This window comes from Pseudomonas sp. 3B-A001-10F (genome assembly GCF_056313565.1).
The window spans coordinates 250,191-266,495 of the sequence record NZ_JBQYFW010000003.1 but is presented as its reverse complement, the minus strand read 5'-3'; the positions used below and the strand labels follow the sequence as shown (position 1 = coordinate 266,495).

At 58.2% G+C, this 16,305-nt stretch carries 14 protein-coding genes and 1 tRNA gene; 3 read left to right on the top strand and 12 right to left on the bottom strand.

Going from position 1 to position 16,305, the window contains the following annotated elements; all coding sequences use genetic code 11:
- Positions 1-33: 33 nt before the first annotated feature.
- The 6 genes from AC0ZWN_RS05290 to dapA all read right to left on the bottom strand — a co-directional run bounded on the left by AC0ZWN_RS05290 (position 34) and on the right by dapA (position 7,606).
- A complete protein-coding gene (locus AC0ZWN_RS05290; protein ID WP_476334299.1) occupies positions 34-3,534 on the bottom strand; it encodes a glycosyltransferase in 3,501 nt (1,166 codons plus the stop codon).
- Between the two features lie 377 nt (positions 3,535-3,911).
- Positions 3,912-4,001: transfer RNA gene (locus tag AC0ZWN_RS05285), tRNA-Ser, on the bottom strand.
- Positions 4,002-4,084: 83 nt separating this feature from the next.
- Positions 4,085-4,798: a phosphoribosylaminoimidazolesuccinocarboxamide synthase gene (purC, locus tag AC0ZWN_RS05280; RefSeq protein WP_093438296.1), complete on the bottom strand. Its 714-nt coding sequence runs from the start codon at positions 4,796-4,798 to the stop codon at positions 4,085-4,087.
- Positions 4,799-4,826: 28 nt separating this feature from the next.
- On the bottom strand, positions 4,827-5,588 hold the full coding sequence (locus AC0ZWN_RS05275) for an MBL fold metallo-hydrolase (protein ID WP_095049221.1): 762 nt from the start codon (positions 5,586-5,588) through the stop codon (positions 4,827-4,829).
- A gap of 6 nt (positions 5,589-5,594) precedes the next feature.
- Positions 5,595-6,710 carry an outer membrane protein assembly factor BamC gene (gene bamC / locus AC0ZWN_RS05270; RefSeq protein WP_093438304.1) on the bottom strand — a complete coding sequence of 372 codons (1,116 nt, stop codon included), beginning with the start codon at positions 6,708-6,710 and terminating at the stop codon, positions 5,595-5,597.
- Positions 6,711-6,727: 17 nt separating this feature from the next.
- Complete coding sequence (gene dapA, locus AC0ZWN_RS05265; RefSeq protein WP_476334298.1) at positions 6,728-7,606, bottom strand: 4-hydroxy-tetrahydrodipicolinate synthase; 879 nt, start codon at positions 7,604-7,606, stop codon at positions 6,728-6,730.
- Positions 7,607-7,936: 330 nt separating this feature from the next.
- On the opposite strand from dapA, the gene AC0ZWN_RS05260 reads away from it, so the two are divergent.
- Together AC0ZWN_RS05260 and AC0ZWN_RS05255 are read left to right on the top strand one after the other, a co-directional pair.
- Complete coding sequence (locus AC0ZWN_RS05260) at positions 7,937-8,497, top strand: glycine cleavage system transcriptional repressor (RefSeq protein ID WP_034153153.1); 561 nt, start codon at positions 7,937-7,939, stop codon at positions 8,495-8,497.
- A 10-nt stretch (positions 8,498-8,507) separates the two neighbouring features.
- A complete protein-coding gene (locus tag AC0ZWN_RS05255) occupies positions 8,508-8,981 on the top strand; it encodes a peroxiredoxin (protein ID WP_476334296.1) in 474 nt (157 codons plus the stop codon).
- A gap of 137 nt (positions 8,982-9,118) precedes the next feature.
- Here AC0ZWN_RS05255 and AC0ZWN_RS05250 read toward each other — a convergent pair whose 3' ends face one another.
- Both AC0ZWN_RS05250 and AC0ZWN_RS05245 read right to left on the bottom strand, forming a co-directional pair.
- Positions 9,119-10,189, bottom strand: a complete 1,071-nt coding sequence (locus tag AC0ZWN_RS05250; RefSeq protein WP_257357386.1) for an AI-2E family transporter — start codon at positions 10,187-10,189, stop codon at positions 9,119-9,121.
- Between the two features lie 31 nt (positions 10,190-10,220).
- A complete protein-coding gene (locus AC0ZWN_RS05245; protein WP_007911399.1) occupies positions 10,221-10,460 on the bottom strand; it encodes a sulfurtransferase TusA family protein in 240 nt (79 codons plus the stop codon).
- Between the two features lie 98 nt (positions 10,461-10,558).
- Here AC0ZWN_RS05245 and AC0ZWN_RS05240 point away from each other — a divergent pair, with 98 nt between their 5' ends.
- A complete protein-coding gene (locus AC0ZWN_RS05240; RefSeq protein WP_034153149.1) occupies positions 10,559-11,992 on the top strand; it encodes a M48 family metalloprotease in 1,434 nt (477 codons plus the stop codon).
- Between the two features lie 82 nt (positions 11,993-12,074).
- Here the strand turns inward: AC0ZWN_RS05240 and AC0ZWN_RS05235 are convergent, their stop codons facing one another.
- From AC0ZWN_RS05235 to rpoE, 4 genes are all read right to left on the bottom strand, one after another.
- Complete coding sequence (locus AC0ZWN_RS05235; RefSeq protein WP_476334294.1) at positions 12,075-13,508, bottom strand: DegQ family serine endoprotease; 1,434 nt, start codon at positions 13,506-13,508, stop codon at positions 12,075-12,077.
- A 210-nt stretch (positions 13,509-13,718) separates the two neighbouring features.
- Positions 13,719-14,684 (bottom strand): MucB/RseB C-terminal domain-containing protein, encoded by a 966-nt coding sequence (locus AC0ZWN_RS05230; RefSeq protein WP_093438329.1) that lies wholly within the window; start codon positions 14,682-14,684, stop codon positions 13,719-13,721.
- Between the two features lie 8 nt (positions 14,685-14,692).
- Positions 14,693-15,280, bottom strand: a complete 588-nt coding sequence (locus AC0ZWN_RS05225; RefSeq protein WP_034153146.1) for a sigma-E factor negative regulatory protein — start codon at positions 15,278-15,280, stop codon at positions 14,693-14,695.
- A gap of 30 nt (positions 15,281-15,310) precedes the next feature.
- Positions 15,311-15,892, bottom strand: a complete 582-nt coding sequence (rpoE, locus tag AC0ZWN_RS05220) for an RNA polymerase sigma factor RpoE/AlgU (protein ID WP_003172477.1) — start codon at positions 15,890-15,892, stop codon at positions 15,311-15,313.
- Positions 15,893-16,305: the final 413 nt, after the last annotated feature.

Sequence of the window (16,305 nt, the reverse complement as noted above, 5' to 3'; positions counted from 1 at the left end):
TTGAAGAAGCAGCGCGCAACGCTGGCCTCTTGTTCAGTCCGCCAGCCAGGCGTTTCGCCATGCCAACAGATGTTCGTCCTTGAGCATCCACTGATTGAGTACAACGCTGCGCAGGGCGTCTCCAGCCTTGGCGCTGGCATCGGGCTCAGCCAGATGTTCGCGAATAGCGGCAATCCAGTCTTGCGAACGGTTCCTGACCCTCGTCACCGGGAAATCACCCCGATAACAAGGGATGTCCGAACAGATCACGGGGAAACCACAGGCGCCATATTCCAACAAGCGCAAATTGCTTTTGCAGGCGTTGAAAAAGTTGTCTTTCAGAGGTGCCAAAGCCAGGTCGAGGTTCAGCTCAGCCAGTCTTTGCGGGTATTTTTCGATACTCACCCCCCTATGGAACTCATGGACATAGGGACGCAGTGCTGGTGGGCACATCCCCATGAATACCCATTCAACTTCTCCTTCCAGCGCACGAACCACTTCGGCAAGGACTTGCAGGTCGGCGCTGTGACTCGAGCCGCCGGCCCAGCCAACTCGAGGCTTGCGGCCTTGTTGGCGCTGGCTGGTCAGGTCGCTCCACCAATGGCTCGGCAGACGGTTTTCCATCACCCGGATGTCGGCATTGAAGCCCTTCAGCGCATTGGCCAGCGGCTCGGTAGACACCACCAACCGATCGCACAGCCCTACGGCTTTCTTCAAGCGTTTGGTGATGTCTTTGGGCAGCAATTCGTGGTTCAAGTTGCCAGCGGGCACGCCAAGAATATAGTCATCCAGCTCGTAAATCTTGAACGCCCTAGAGAATGCCTTGGTGTCCTGCATGTACTCCAGATGAGGCGTTGTGTGCTGTCCCTGGAAAATGATCGTGTCCGGCGCAATGCGCTCCAGTTCTGTCGGTTGCAGTCCCTCGTTGCTCACCGTTCCGCCGATCAGTTGCGCAGCTTTCAGGGCAGCGAAAGGCTGACGCACGCGGTAGTGTCCGCTGCCGAAAGAATCGAGGGGGTGACACAGCACATGAGGCAACTCACGACTGGCAAACGGGTGCCAATCAGTGTCGGTGCGGTATTTGGAGGAGAAGCCACTGCCCTCCAGGGTCAGGTTGCGGTTGTAGGCCGGATCGTTGGCGATTTGCGCAAGCCAACGCTGGTACATCACCGACTGTTCGCCCTTGAACCGTTTGCGCTTGGCTTCCTCCTTGGTCGTGTCGACGTTGTTCTGGCTCACACTGGCTTCGTGAACGAGCAGCGCATAGGGTGTCCAGACAATCAGCCGTCCAGCCTGGCCGACCTTCAGGCACAGATCCACATCGTTAAAGGAAACGGCCAGGCTGACCTCGTCCATCCCCCCCACTTGCTGGTACAGCTCGGTGCTGATCATCAGGCAGGCGGCGGTGACCGCGCTGTAGTTCTGATCAAGATGCAAGCGATGAAGGTAGCCGTTGGACTGCATTGAATCGCCGATAAACGGGTGGTCTGCAACGCCACGCAACCCGAGTACCACACCTGCATGCTGAACAGTCCCGTCGAGGAATAACAGTTTAGCGCCCACTATCCCCACTTCCGGCCGCTGGGCGTGATGGAGCAGTGCACCAAGCCAGTCGCCATCAATGATCGCCGTGTCATTGTTGAGCAGCACCAGGTAATCGCCGCGGGCATGACTGGCCGCAAAATTATTGATCGCCGAATAGTTGAACGGGTGCGGATAACGCAGGATGCGCACCTTGGGATTGTTCAACAGCTCCATACCGTTGAACCAGTCTCGGGCCTCGGCTGTTTCGCTGTTGTTGTCGACGATGATCAGTTCGTAATTCGTGTAGCTGGTTTTCTCCATGATGCTTTCGATGCAGCGCAGCAGCATCGGCAGGCAGTCCTTGGTGGGAATGAGGATCGACACCAGCGGCTGTTCCGCATGTTGGTAGACCACACGATTCGCCATTGGCAAAGGTCCGGCCAGCAGCTCATGCGCCACGCCCAGACGCTGCAAGTGCGCCCCGACGATGGCTGCCGAGTTCGCGATGACTTGCGGTTCACCGAGCCACTGAGGGAAATTGATGGCCTGATGCACCAGCACATCCGCGAGGTGCCCGACAGTGCCCAGACCGTGAGTTTCAATCAGCCGAAAAAGCAAATCATGGGGCGCCAGTTCGCTGAAGGCTGGATCAAAGCCGTCGGCAGACAGCGCGGCCTCGCGACTGAAAGCCAGTGCGCGGCCGACATAGGGATAACTGCGCAACATATCCAGATTCAAATCCGGCTTGAATACCGGACTCTGGCAGCCTTCAGCAGTCAGTGAGTCTTCATCGCTGTAGCATGCGCTGACACCGGGATTGAGCGCGATGCCTTCGGCGAGCAAAAGCAGCGCGTGGGGATCCAGTTCGTCTCCGCCACGCAACAGGTACCACCAGTCAACGTCGATCTCCTGCAACAGTTCATTGAGCTGGCTCGGCCACGATTCGGCCAACGGCAGCCAGACCAGATTATCGGCCGGCGTCACGCCTACAGGTTCGGCATTGGAGAGCACCACGATGGCCGCCGCCCGATAAAGCTGGCGGTCAATGCTTTCCAGGCTCGAACGCAACAGTTCGATATCACCCGTAGTGTCGGTCAACACCAACAACACGTCCGGTTGCCGCGGCCAGCTCGCCAGTCGCGCGGGCAAACCTTCGACCTCGACGGCGGCCAGTTGCCGACTCGCCAGCCAGCGCTGATAAAGGTCAATATTGCGCTGCTGCCGGCCAACATTCGCCAGAACGCCGAAAAACCGCTCTAACGTGTGTGCCAAGGTACCGTCGAGCTGGCCACTTTCAACTTCGAAATCGCTGCCCGTCAGTTGAATCCGCTCCAAAGGCGCAAACACTTCAATGCGCGCAAAGAACATGGTGCCGGCAAAATAATCCGCTTCGTTGATGCCCTGCGGCTCAATACCGCCACGCTCGGCCAGGGTAACAAGCAAGGCGCGGTTGCTTTCGCTGAGGAATCGGGTGACTGGCACCAGGTATCGCTGAGGACCCAGCATCGGCACATGCACCGGGTCGGCCAGGTGTTCCAGCGCTCGACTGAATCGTACCGGGTCCAGCAGATCATCGAATAGTTCAACGCCCCAATCGATCGCCCCGCCCAAGTGCAGCGAACGCTTGGTGTGCAGCTTGACCAGCATGCGGATGTTATCGGCACGCAAGAACGGCAGCACCCGCAGAAACGGCAAAACATCCCTGCCGTGATTCGGCACCCGGTATAGCGAAAAACTCAATGTGCTGGCCGTCAGCTGAGCACATATCTCATCTTCACGACCGGCTACGCAGGTTACGTAGAGGTGCAGGCGTTCAGTCTGTTTAATCAAACGACGCAGAATATCTTTCAGCACTTCGGGGTAATACGCATGGATAACCACGCCGACTGGCGGCTCGCCATCCTCGAACGCTGGCGGCTGCGCAACCAGCACTTCGCAGTCTTCGACGTGGGGTGCGGCGCTGCTGCCTGACTTGACGGACTGACGTTCAGAAACGCGGTGAGCACCTTGGGCTGATGGTGGAATTTTCATATTCAAACCAATTCAAATAGGGAGCGAGGCTGGAACTCGCTGGATGCGCCTTTCACGGCCGAGGTGAGCAAGTATCCACTTTAGTGAGAGCGCTGGCCTCATGACTGGACAGAGGATAAACGACGACAGGTGTGATTTGGCAGCCGATCGCTGGCCAAAAATGACAGCCCCTACTCTGCGAGCGCGGCTTTAAATGGGTCGGTGAGTCCTGTGAGCGTTGTGTCTCTAATGTCGGCAGAGGCTGTGTTTACTTAAATTGCCTCTCTGCGTAGGACCTCACCATGCACGACGCGCTTCAGCGCTATCGCCACGAATACTGGATTCGCAGAAACGAAAAAGCCCCGTAGATTTTCATCTACGGGGCTTTTTCTATGTAATGGCGGAGAGATAGGGATTCGAACCCTAGGTACCGGTGAAGGTACAACGGATTTCGAATCCGTCCCATTCGGCCACTCTGGCATCTCTCCAACGGCGCGCATCATAACAACACTTTTACCGAAAGCAAACCCTCTTTCGAAATTTTCTTCGTGCTATCAGATGCTTGCGTCGATTAAAGCGGTACGCCCAGACGATTGGCGACTTCTTCGTAAGCTTCGATAACGTCACCGAGGCCCTGACGGAAGCGGTCTTTGTCCATCTTCTTCTTGGTGTCCTTGTCCCACAGACGGCAGCCGTCCGGGCTGAACTCGTCACCGAGGACGATGGAGCCGTCGCTGAACACGCCGAATTCAAGCTTGAAGTCGACCAGCAGCAGGCCGGCGTCGTCGAACAGCTTGGTCAGGACTTCGTTGACCTTGAGCGACAGTTCTTTCATGCGCGCCAGTTGCTCGGCGGTGCCCCAACCGAAGGCCACGACGTGGGATTCGTTGATGAACGGGTCGCCCTTGGCGTCGTCCTTCAGGAACAGCTCGAAGGTGTAAGGATTGAGCTTCAGGCCTTCTTCGACGCCCAGACGCTTGACCAGGCTGCCAGCGGCGTAGTTACGCACGACGCACTCGACCGGGATCATGTCCAGCTTCTTGACCAGCACTTCGTTGTCGGCCAGCAGTTTGTCGAATTGGGTCGGTACGCCGGCCGCTTCGAGTTTCTGCATGATGAAGGCGTTGAACTTGTTGTTGACCATGCCTTTGCGGTCGAGCTGCTCGATGCGCTTGCCGTCGAACGCCGAGGTGTCGTTGCGAAACAGCAGGATCAAGCGGTCAGCGTCGTCGGTCTTGTAAACCGATTTGGCTTTGCCGCGGTAGAGTTCTTCACGTTTTTCCATGATGGGCTCCGCTTGCTAAGTAGGTGGGCTAGGCGATGTGGCGCCAGTCGAGCCCTGAATCTTGATCGGCCAGTTGCAGCCAGTCCGGGTCGCACCCGAGGGTGTCGACAAAACATTGCCGGGCCAGCTGCGGCAGGTTGTTCTTGCTGCTCAGATGGGCCAGGACCAGGTGTTGCAAGCCCTGCCAGCCCAACTCGGACACCAGGAATGCCGCCTGATGGTTGTTCAAATGTCCCAGCTCGCCGCCCACCCGCTGCTTGAGAAAGTACGGGTAATGACCACGGGCCAGCATGTCGCGACAGTGGTTGGACTCGATCATCAACGCATCGAGGTCCCGATAACCATCCAGCACCCGCTCGCAGTAGGACCCCAGGTCGGTCAGCAGGCCGAAGCGCCGCTGCTGGTGATCACTGAAGACGTACTGGGTCGGTTCCTGCGCATCATGGGCCACGGCAATGACCCCGATGCTCAGTGCACCGATCTGCAGTTGCTCGCCGCCGGCCAGAAAGCCTGCGGGTTCAATCGGTTTGCGCATCCCGCGCAGTGTGCCGCGACTGAGGTAGACCGGTAGATTGTAGCGCCGAGACAGTAAACCCACGCCATGCACGTGGTCGGCATGTTCGTGGGTTACGAGTATCGCGCTCAGTTGCGCCGGGGTCACACCCAGGCGCAACAGGCGTTTTTCGGTTTCCCGCAGGGAAAAACCACAATCCACCAGCACATACGTATCAGCACTGGCGATCAGCGTGCCGTTCCCTTGGCTACCGCTGCCGAGAACGGCAAAACGCATGGTTGATCAGCCCAGGTTGTCCTGAATCACGCTCAACACTTTGCGTGCCACTTCAGCCGGCGCGACGGTGTTGATGTTTTTCTCGACGGTCACCTGAATGTTCTCGCCAACCTTGCTCAGGCGAACCTGATAACGCTCGGCACGGGCTTCAACTTCTTCCTTGCTCGGCGCACTGCCAAACAGGCTGCTGAAGAAACCAGGCTTGTCGTCTTTCTTCTCGGCTTTTTCGGCCAGGTTGATGTAGTACAGGCCCAGGCTACGGTTGATGTCTTCAACGCGCCATTCGCCTTGTTCCAGTGCACGGCCAACGCTCGACCAGGCCCGATCCAGATCGTTACCGACGTTCAACACCGGGTTGCCGCTGCCGTCTTCGCTGAGGCTGACACGGCTTGGCGTATCGAAATCACGCGAGGCCAGCATCGACACCGAACCGCCCTTCTCGGAGATCCGGCTCATGCTCGCGAGCATGTCGTCGACCAGCGCTGCGTCCAGGCCAGTGTTGACCGAACGGTTGGTGAAGGCCACGTCGGCCGTGCTGCCGGCAGGACGCTCGGCGCTGACCACGTAGATTTCACTGGTGTTGCGCTGCACGCCCGGCTCGATCCGCACACGCACGCGGGTTTCGCTGTCGCTGGCGATGCCGGCTGCGCTCAGGCGCTTGGCCATGGCAGCGGACAGTTCGTCGGAATGCTGCCAGGTGGTGGTGAACTCGCCGGTCTGCGGGCGCTGTTCATCCAGACGGAAACCGTTGTCCTGGAAGAACTGCACCGCCACTGGCCAGACTTCGGCCGGTGGGTGCTGGGCCACGACCCAGCGGGAGTCACCGCTCTTCTGCAGCGAGTAATCGCTGGCATCGGCAACGGCCGACAGCGGCTGAGGACGCGGCACAATGTATTCGCCCTTCTCGGTGTCATCAGCAACGTTACGCGGGATCGGCAACAGCGGATCCAGACGCTTGGAAGTGCTGACTTCCGGTGGAAGTTGCATTGGTGCAGTCTGTTGCGCTTGCAGGTAATCGCTACCACGGTCGCGGAAATAACCTTCCGGCCCCCAGACCCATCCGCAGCCGCTGGTGCTGGAGATAATCAAGGCAAGTGCGGAAAGTCCGGCCATTCGCTTCATGCGTTGTACTTCCTCAATTAAACCAGGACGCTGCACTGGCGCAGGGCCGAGCGGAGCGTTTCGTGACAAGGTGTGCTCAGCCAGGTCAGTGGCAAGCGGATGCCTTCGTGCATCAGGCCCATTTCCACCAAAGCCCACTTCACCGGAATCGGGTTGGCTTCGATGAACAGGTCTTTGTGCAGTGGCATCAGTTTTTCGTTGATCGCCCGTGCGGTGTCGGCGTCGCCTTTGAGCGCAGCCTCGCACAGATCGGCCATTTCGCGCGGCGCGACGTTCGCCGTCACCGAGATGTTGCCTTTGCCGCCCAGCAGGATCAGCTCAACGGCGGTCGGATCATCGCCGGACAGCACGATGAAATCCGTGCTCACACCATCGATGATTGCTTTGGCACGCTTCAGGTCGCCGGTGGCTTCCTTGATACCGATGATGTTCGGCACGGTGGACAGGCGGATCACGGTCTCGGCTTGCATGTCGCAAGAGGTGCGGCCAGGAACGTTGTAGAGAATCTGCGGAATGTCGACCGCTTCAGCGATGTGCTTGAAGTGCTGGTACAGACCTTCCTGAGTCGGCTTGTTGTAGTACGGAACCACCAGCAGGCAGGCGTCGGCACCGGCTTCCTTGGCGTTGCGGGTCAGCTCGACAGCTTCGCGGGTCGAGTTGGCGCCAGTGCCGGCGATGACCGGAATGCGCCCGGCAACCTGTTTGACTACGGCTTTGATGACGGCGATGTGTTCTTCTACATCAAGGGTTGCCGACTCGCCGGTAGTACCGACCGCGACAATGGCATGGGTGCCGTTCTTGAGATGGAAGTCCACGAGTTTGCTGAGGCTGTCCCAGTCAAGACGCCCTTGTGCATCCATGGGAGTGACCAGTGCCACCATACTGCCCGCAATCATGAAACCGCTCCTGCCGGAAAAAGAGAGCGGTAATGGTACTGGCGCCAAGATGCTTGCACAAGCGAAGTACTGCGCTGCCGCCATTCCCCTTGGCGCCGCTTTTCGCTACCCTTCAGACTTTGATCGGTACTGATCAGCTTGTACGCCGGGTTCCAGCCTCCCTTTACGGCCTCCCAGACCCCGTTCCTGCGTCGCATCGACGCGCTCCCGCTATAGTGGAGCGAGCCGCGAGCGCTTGCCGGGCCTCTTTGTACGGACAGCCAGAACAGGCACTCCCCGGTGGCCAAGGCCCGTAAACCTACCGACCGCTCATCGCTTTAGGAATGCTGCATGTCCACCCCCACAGTTCGCGAACAATTCCTTGTCATCAGTGCCCTCGGCGCCAACCCCATGGAGCTGACTAACGTCCTGTGCCGCGCCAGCCATGAAAATCGCTGCGCCGTGGTTACTTCACGCCTGACTCGCCACGGCGAGTGCAGCGCTTTGGTCCTCGAGGTCTCCGGCAGTTGGGATGCCCTCGCCCGCCTGGAAGGCAGCTTGCCGGGTCTGGCCAAGAAACACGCTTTCACCGCCAACGTGGTGCGCAGCGCGCCGCTGGAAAATCGTCCGCAGGCCCTGCCGTACGTGGCGTATGTCAGCTCGGCGTATCGCCCGGACATCATCAATGAGCTGTGCCAGTTCTTCATGGATCACAACGTCGAACTGGAAAACCTGACCTGCGACACGTACCAGGCGCCGCAGACCGGCGGCACCATGCTCAACGCCACATTTACCGTGACCCTGCCCGCCGGCACCCAGATCAGCTGGCTGCGCGACCAGTTCCTCGACTTCTCCGACGCGATGAACCTGGACGCACTGATCGAGCCTTGGCGCCCACAGAACCCAATGTAAGGAAACTTTCATGGCCGTTGTCATCGACCAACCGGTTGCCGATTTCGCAGCACCTGCCACCAGCGGGCAGACTGTCAGCCTGTCTGCCCTCAAGGGCAAGCAAGTGGTGATCTATTTCTATCCGAAGGACAGCACCCCGGGTTGCACCACAGAAGGCCAGGGCTTTCGTGATCAATACGCCGCATTCAAGGCCGCCAATACCGAGATTTTCGGTATCTCCCGCGACAGCCTGAAGTCCCACGAGAACTTCAAGTGCAAGCAGGAGTTTCCGTTCGAGCTGATCAGCGACAAGGACGAGGCCGTCTGCAAATTGTTCGACGTGATCAAGCTGAAAAAGCTGTACGGCAAGGAATACCTGGGCGTTGATCGCAGCACGTTCCTTATTGATAAGGACGGTGTGCTGCGTCAGGAATGGCGTGGTGTGAAAGTGCCGGGGCATGTGGATGCAGTTTTGGCAGCTGCGCAGGACTTGAATAAAGCCTGATGGCTTTGCGTCGCCCTCATTGACGCCTTCGCGAGCAAGCTCGCTCCCACATTGGACTTGTGAAAGCCACAGATCCAGTGTGGGAGCGAGCTTGCTCGCGAATGGGCCCTGACTTACCGAATAATCTGGATCAGCCACTAGAGCAGCGGCGCCACCACCGGCTCCTTGCGCGGCCACGCATCCAGCACTGCCTTGAACAGGGTCGCCAGCGGGATCGCAAAGAACACGCCCCAAAATCCCCACAACCCGCCAAACAACAGCACCGCACAGATGATTGCCACCGGGTGCAAATTGACCGCCTCCGAGAACAACAGCGGCACCAGCACATTGCCATCCAGTGTCTGAATGATCCCGTAGACCGCCATCAGATAAATGAACTGATCGCTCCAGCCCCACTGGAACAGCGCAATCAGCAGCACCGGCACGGTCACCACCACCGCGCCCACATACGGCACCACCACCGACACACCGACCAGCAACGCCAGCAGCGCCGCATAGTTGAGTCCGAGGGCGACAAACGCGATGTAGGTCACGCCGCCGCAAATCACGATTTCGATGACCTTGCCGCGAATATAGTTGGCGATCTGCCGGTTCATCTCCTGCGCAACCCGAGTGATCAGCGCGCGCTCACGCGGCAAGTAGCCACGCACCCACTCGCCGATCATGACCCGGTCCTTGAGGAAGAAGAACACCAGAATCGGCACCAGCACCAGGTAGATCATGATGTTCACCAGCAGCGGCAGACTCGACAGCGAGAACGTCAGCGCCCACTGGCCGAACTTGCCGATCTCGCCACGCGCCGCCTCGATCGCCTGCAACACTTGCTCATCGGACACCAAGTGCGGATAGCGTTCCGGCAGCAGCAACAGCAGCGACTGCCATTTGGCGAGCATGCCCGGCAACTCATTGAACAGGGTGATCAACTGATGCCAGAGCAACGGCAACACCACAAGGATAAACAGCATCAGCACGCCCATGAACAGCGCAAACACCAATCCTACCGCCACACCACCAGGCACGCGCAGACGCTCGATCGTGACCACCAGGCCCTGCATGAGATACGCCAGCACCATCCCCGCCAACACCGGCGCGAGCATGCCGCCGAGGGTGAGCACGGCCGTGAAGGCGAGAAACAGCAGCACCGCCAGCACCACCGCTTCCTCATCGGAGAAATAGCGCTGAATCCAGTCGCGTAACACTTTGAACATCAATAATCCTTAGATTGTAACGCTGTCGATTTCAGGCCTTTTTCAACCAGTAACGGTAAACACCTGCTTCGTCTTCTTCGCGCAGCAGCGTATGACCGGCCAATTTGGCAAAGGTGCGAAAGTCGCGTTGCGAGCCCGCATCGGTGGCGATCACCTTGAGGACGGCGCCACTCTGAAGCTTGTTCAGCTCCATTTTCGCCTTGAGCAACGGCAACGGACAATTCAGGCCACTGGCGTCCAGTTCCACGTCATGGGCTACAGCGTCAGTCATTGCGTCACTCCGGTTCAGGTCTTCGAGCAGCCTAGAATATCTGGTCGCAGCTTCGGTGTCCGGCTACAGTAAGGTCTTTGTCTTCTAAGGCTTTGTGCATGACTTTTCTGCGCCCTACCCTGCTGACGCTCGCTTGCCTGCTCGCCTCACCAGGCTTTGCCGACGATCTGCCGTCACTTGGCGACGCCAGTTCTGCCATTGTCTCGCCGCAACAGGAATACCAGCTTGGCCGCGCCTGGCTGGCGATGTTGCGCAGCCAGGTTTCACAGCTCAACGATCCGCAGCTCAAGGACTACGTCGAATCCAGCGTCTATAAGCTGGTGGAGACCAGTCAAGTCACTGACCGACGCCTTGAATTCATTCTGATCAACAGCCCGCAGCTCAACGCCTTCGCGGCGCCGGGCGGCGTGGTCGGGGTCAACGGCGGTTTGTTCCTCAATGCGCAGACCGAAGGTGAATACGCTTCGGTACTGGCGCACGAACTGGCGCACTTGTCGCAACGCCACTTTGCGCGTGGCGTCGAGGCATCGCAACGAATGCAGGTGCCGATGATGGCCGCGCTGCTGGCCGGGATCGTCATTGCCGCAGCCGGTGGCGGTGACGCTGGTATTGCGACCATCGCCGGTACGCAGGCAGCGGCGATTCAGTCGCAACGTACCTTCTCCCGGCAGAACGAACAGGAAGCCGACCGCATCGGCATTCTCAATCTGGAGAAGGCCGGGTATGACCCGCGCTCGATGCCGACCATGTTCGAACGCCTGATGCGTCAATACCGTTTCGACGCCAAGCCACCGGAATTCCTGCTGACTCACCCGGTGACCGAGTCGCGTATTGCCGACACCCGCAACCGCGCCGAACAAGCCAAACCGGGCGGCATTGAAGACTCCAAGCGCTATCAATTGATCCGCGCGCGCGTGCAGTTGATCTACGAAGAAACCCCGGGCCTGGGCGCCAAGCGTTTCCGTGCGCAGCTGGATGAAAACCCGAAGAACGATGTGGCGCGCTACGGTCTGGCGATTGCGCAGATCAAGGGTGGCCAGTTGAATGAAGCGCGCGAGAATCTCAAGCAATTGCTGGCGACGTCGCCGAACGAAATCATCTACAACCTTGCGCAAGTCGATCTGGACATCACCAATAATCGTTTGCCGGATGCACAGTCCCGTGTGGACCGGATGCTTACACAATATCCGGGCAACTATCCGCTGAATCAGGTTCGAGTGGATCTGCTGCTGAAACAGAATCGCGCGCCGGATGCCGAGAAGGCGCTGGAAGCATTACTCAAATCCCGCCCGGATGATCCGGATGTCTGGTATCAGGTCGCCGAAACCCGTGGCTTGTCGGGGAACATCATTGGCCTGCACCAGGCGCGGGCCGAGTATTTCGCGCTGGTTGGCGATTATCGCCAGGCGATCCAGCAACTCGATTTTGCCAAGCGCAAGGCTGGCAGTAACTTCCCGCTGTCTTCACGCATCGATGCCCGCCAGCGTGAGCTGATGGAACAAGAGCGGATGGTCAAGGACATGATGGGCTAAGCCTCCTGCCGTCCAGACAAAAGCTTCAGGCATAAAAAAACCGCCTCTTTCGAGGCGGTTTCTTTTTTACCTTAGCGCTGGATTATTCAGCCAGTTTGAAGGTGATGAAGCTGGCACGACCTTGACGCAGAACGCGCATCGACACCGAACGGTTCTTCGGCAGTGCCTTGGCGATCTCGCCGAACTCCTTGGTGGAGCCGATGGCCTGGTTGTTCAGGTGCGTGATCACGTCACCTGGCTGCAGACCAATCAGCGCCGCAGGACCGTCCTGCACTTCCTTGATCACCACACCACCTTTGAGGTCGTAGGCTTTCTTCTGCTCGGCGGTCAGCTCGCCCACCGACACACCGAGGCGGTTGCTGGTGCTTTCAGTGCCGGACTTCGGCAGTGCATCCAGCTCTTTGTCTTCGTCAGGGATCGCGCCAACGGTCAGTTCGACATTCTTGCGCTTGCCTTCACGAATCACTTCCAGATTGGCTTTGGCGCCAGCTTTCAGTGCGCCGACCAGATGCGGCAGATCAGCAGACATGACGATCGGCTGACCGTTCATGCTCAGGATCACGTCGCCGACTTGCAGGCCGCCCTTGGCTGCCGGGCCGTCATCCTGAATCTGCGCAACCAGCGCGCCGGCCGGTTTATCCAGACCGAACGACTCGGCCAGATCCTTGTTCACTTCCTGGATGACAACGCCCAGCCAGCCGCGGCTGACTTTGCCACCGCTCTTCAACTGATTGGACACATCCATCGCCACGTCGATCGGGATCGCGAACGACACGCCCATGAAACCACCCGAACGGGTGTAGATCTGCGAGTTGATGCCGACCACTTCACCGTTCAGGTTGAACAGCGGACCACCGGAGTTGCCCGGGTTGATCGGCACGTCGGTCTGAATGAACGGCACGTAGTTTTCGTTCGGCAGGCTGCGGCCAACGGCGCTGACGATGCCTTGAGTCACGGTGTGGTCGAAGCCGAACGGCGAACCGATTGCCACGACCCACTGACCGGCTTTCAAGTCCTGGGATTTACCCAGTTTGAGCACCGGCAGATCCTTGCCTTCGATTTTCAGCAAGGCCACATCGGAACGTGGGTCGGTGCCGATCAGCTTGGCTTTCATTTCACTGCGGTCGGCGAGGCGGACGAGGATCTCGTCGGCATCGGCGATTACGTGGTTATTGGTCAGGATGTAGCCATCCGGGGAGATAATGAAGCCCGAACCCAGCGACTGCGCTTCACGCTGACGACCACCACCGCCCGGCGAACGCTGCTGAGGCGGCATGCCGCGCTCGAAGAACTCGCGCAGCATCGGCGGCAGGCCTTCCAGATCAGGCATCTGCTGGTTCACTTTGCGATCCGGCAGTTTCTGCGTGGTACTGATGTTCACCACGGCTGGCGAAGCTTGTTCGACCAATTGGGTGAAGTCAGGCAGATCGGCTGCTTGCGCCGCAGGCACCGCCTGACCGAGCAACAGCACAGTGGCGAAAATGGAGAGATAGGATTTCAAACTTGGTATCGACATACAGCTCCCGTTACGACGAGCAGGGTTAAGCGATATGGAGCAAGGAACGCCGGAAACCACCGACCGGCATTTTTGTTCCGGGAACAACAAACAAGGCCAGAGCCGTGAGGCTCTGACCTATAAAAAATTTTTGGGGTATTTGCAAATGAAAATGCTCAGCAAACATTTCATCTACGTCTCGATGAAGACGTGGTAATGACTGGAATCAGCTCACTGCTTACTGGTTGCAGTGCCATCGGTATTTCGCATCGACAGAGCAATTCGTTCGGCAGTGCCAATTGGAATTTCACCAACCACAGTGACCATCATCTCGCCTTCAGGCGTTGTCAGGCGACGTGAAACGGCAACGGTTGGACCCAGTTGCGTGCGGGTGTCAGTGACGGTTGCGCCGTTCAAAGGCTCAAGGAAAACCGAAAAACGTGCCAAGCCGTCGTCGTACAGCAAACTGTTGACCTGAGTCTTGGTTTCCGGGTCCTTGTGCGAGGTGCTGCTGGTCAGTTCAAAACCCGGCGGCAGCCAGTCCGAATGCCAGACCTGAGCGGTCTTGACCGCCGAAGCCTTGTCGCTGTCGAGCGTTATCGCTTTACAGTCGGCATCAGCCTGCAAATCTTTGTCCGACGGGACTTCGTCAGTATCGAGACTGGTGAACTGGAAGCGTTCGAGCAACTGCCCCTTGTCGTTCAGCAGCAACGATTTCAGCGGTAAACCCGTTTTCTTGTCCAGATGCAATTCAAAACCGTAACGATGCTGATCGCGAGGCGTCAGCGATACAATCACTGCGTCTCGCCCAGCCACGCGCGATTTGCCGATGACGGCAAGGTCATACCAGTTTTTCAGCTTTTGCGGATCGAGAGGACGAGCGGCTGAGTTGGGAGAATCCCCCAGACCGGCGATCAGGGTGCCGCTGACGCATTGAGTGTGTCCATCAATGCGCACGACTTCCTGCGCCGAACCGTCGAGCTGGAGTAAACGCTCGCGAACCTGGCCATTCTGGACGCGATGCCAGATGTTATGGGTAGAAAAGCTACCGTTACGCTCGTATACGAAAGTGCCGTGAAAGCTTTGCTGCTGCTCGGCCTGGCCCAGACGGGTCAGCCAGTCCTGGGCCTCATCAGCGTGGGCTGGAACTATGAACCAGCCACTGAGCAGAAGCGAAAGTAGAGGTATGGCGCGCATGATCCTCCTTAACGGTTTTCCAGACTTGCTGCACGTGCGTATGGCAACGCGCTTTCAGTGCCTTTCAGTGCGGCCTGTTGTGCGTGCTGACGCAGGTAGCCTGGCAGACGCTGATCATGCCAGCCTGGCTGACCTTGCAGTACGCCGTTGGCCATAGGGCCAGTGGCTTCCGAACTTTCACTATAGCCTGCCAGAACAGCCGGACCTTTGACCTGTGGGGTGGCCAGGGTTGGCTGATTGGATTGCTGAGCCAGCTCAACACCAGCGATTTCGTCCTGGTTGTAAAGGCGAACACCGGCCAGAACGGCAACAGTCACCGAGGCTGCAACAGCCAGACGGCCAAGATTGCGCCATGGGCTGCGAGATACTTTGGCCGGAGCCGTTTCGTCTTCCAGTGCAGCAGACACTGCCGCAGCGATATCCAGACGTGGCAGCAGCAGATCCTTGTGCATGGCTGCCCGAGCGATCTGGTAACGAGCCCAGGTCTCACGGGTATCAACATCATCCAGTGCATTGAGCACTCGACGCAATTCCAGTTCGTCCGCTTCGTTATCCATCACTGCGGACAGCGATTCCTGCAGGGCTTCACGACTCATGGCGTTCCTCTCTTGGCTGTCGCCGCTGTCTCAGTTTTCCTGCAACAACGGCTGCAGGGCTTTATCGATGGCCTCCCGGGCGCGGAAAATCCGGGAGCGCACGGTACCCACCGGACATTGCATGACGCTCGCAATGTCCTCGTAACTCAGACCATCGAATTCACGTAAAGTTAACGCCGTACGCAAATCCTCTGGCAGTTGCTGAATGGTTCGATGGACAGTGCCTTCGATCTCATCCCGCAGCAGTGCACGTTCTGGTGACTCGAGATCCTTGAGGCCATGATCGCCATCGTAGAACTCTGCATCTTCGGAACTTACATCGCTATCCGGCGGCCGGCGGCCGCGTGAAACCAGGTAATTCTTTGCCGTGTTAATGGCAATACGGTACAGCCACGTATAAAACGCACTGTCGCCGCGAAAGTTTCCAAGCGCTCGATATGCCTTGATAAAGGCTTCCTGAGCCACGTCCTGGGCTTCATGGGTGTCGTGCACGAAACGCACGATCAACCCGAGAATCTTGTGCTGATACTTCAGCACCAACAGATCGAAAGCTCGCTTGTCGCCGCGTTGAACGCGCTCGACCAGCTGCTGATCCTCTTCCTGGGTTAGCATGAACACTCCTCGATAAGCCCGAAGGAGACTTGCATAACTAAACGACCAGACTTGCAAACATAGACTCGGGCTTTTCGCAAAAGTTCTCCCCCTCCAGGCAAGTTTCCTGCGGGCTCTGATTTGGCACGCACGAAAAGCGCAGCTCGGGATAAACCGGCTGCGCGAATAATCTTGTCATCGGTTTCGCCGGCAGGAATCCAACCGCAGATTCCGCACTGAAGCCGACACTGTCCCTTATCTCTGGCACCGACTATTGATCTTGGGCCTTTGGCAAAAGTTCCAATTATTTATAGCCGTCACCACCTGACATTGGGCGACCCTGTGCAGAAAAAGGCTGTTTCAGCACCGATACAGTCGTCTTTTCCCCAAACGGGTGAGAAAAACTTCCGACGAAGCACACGGTTTTTTCGGTC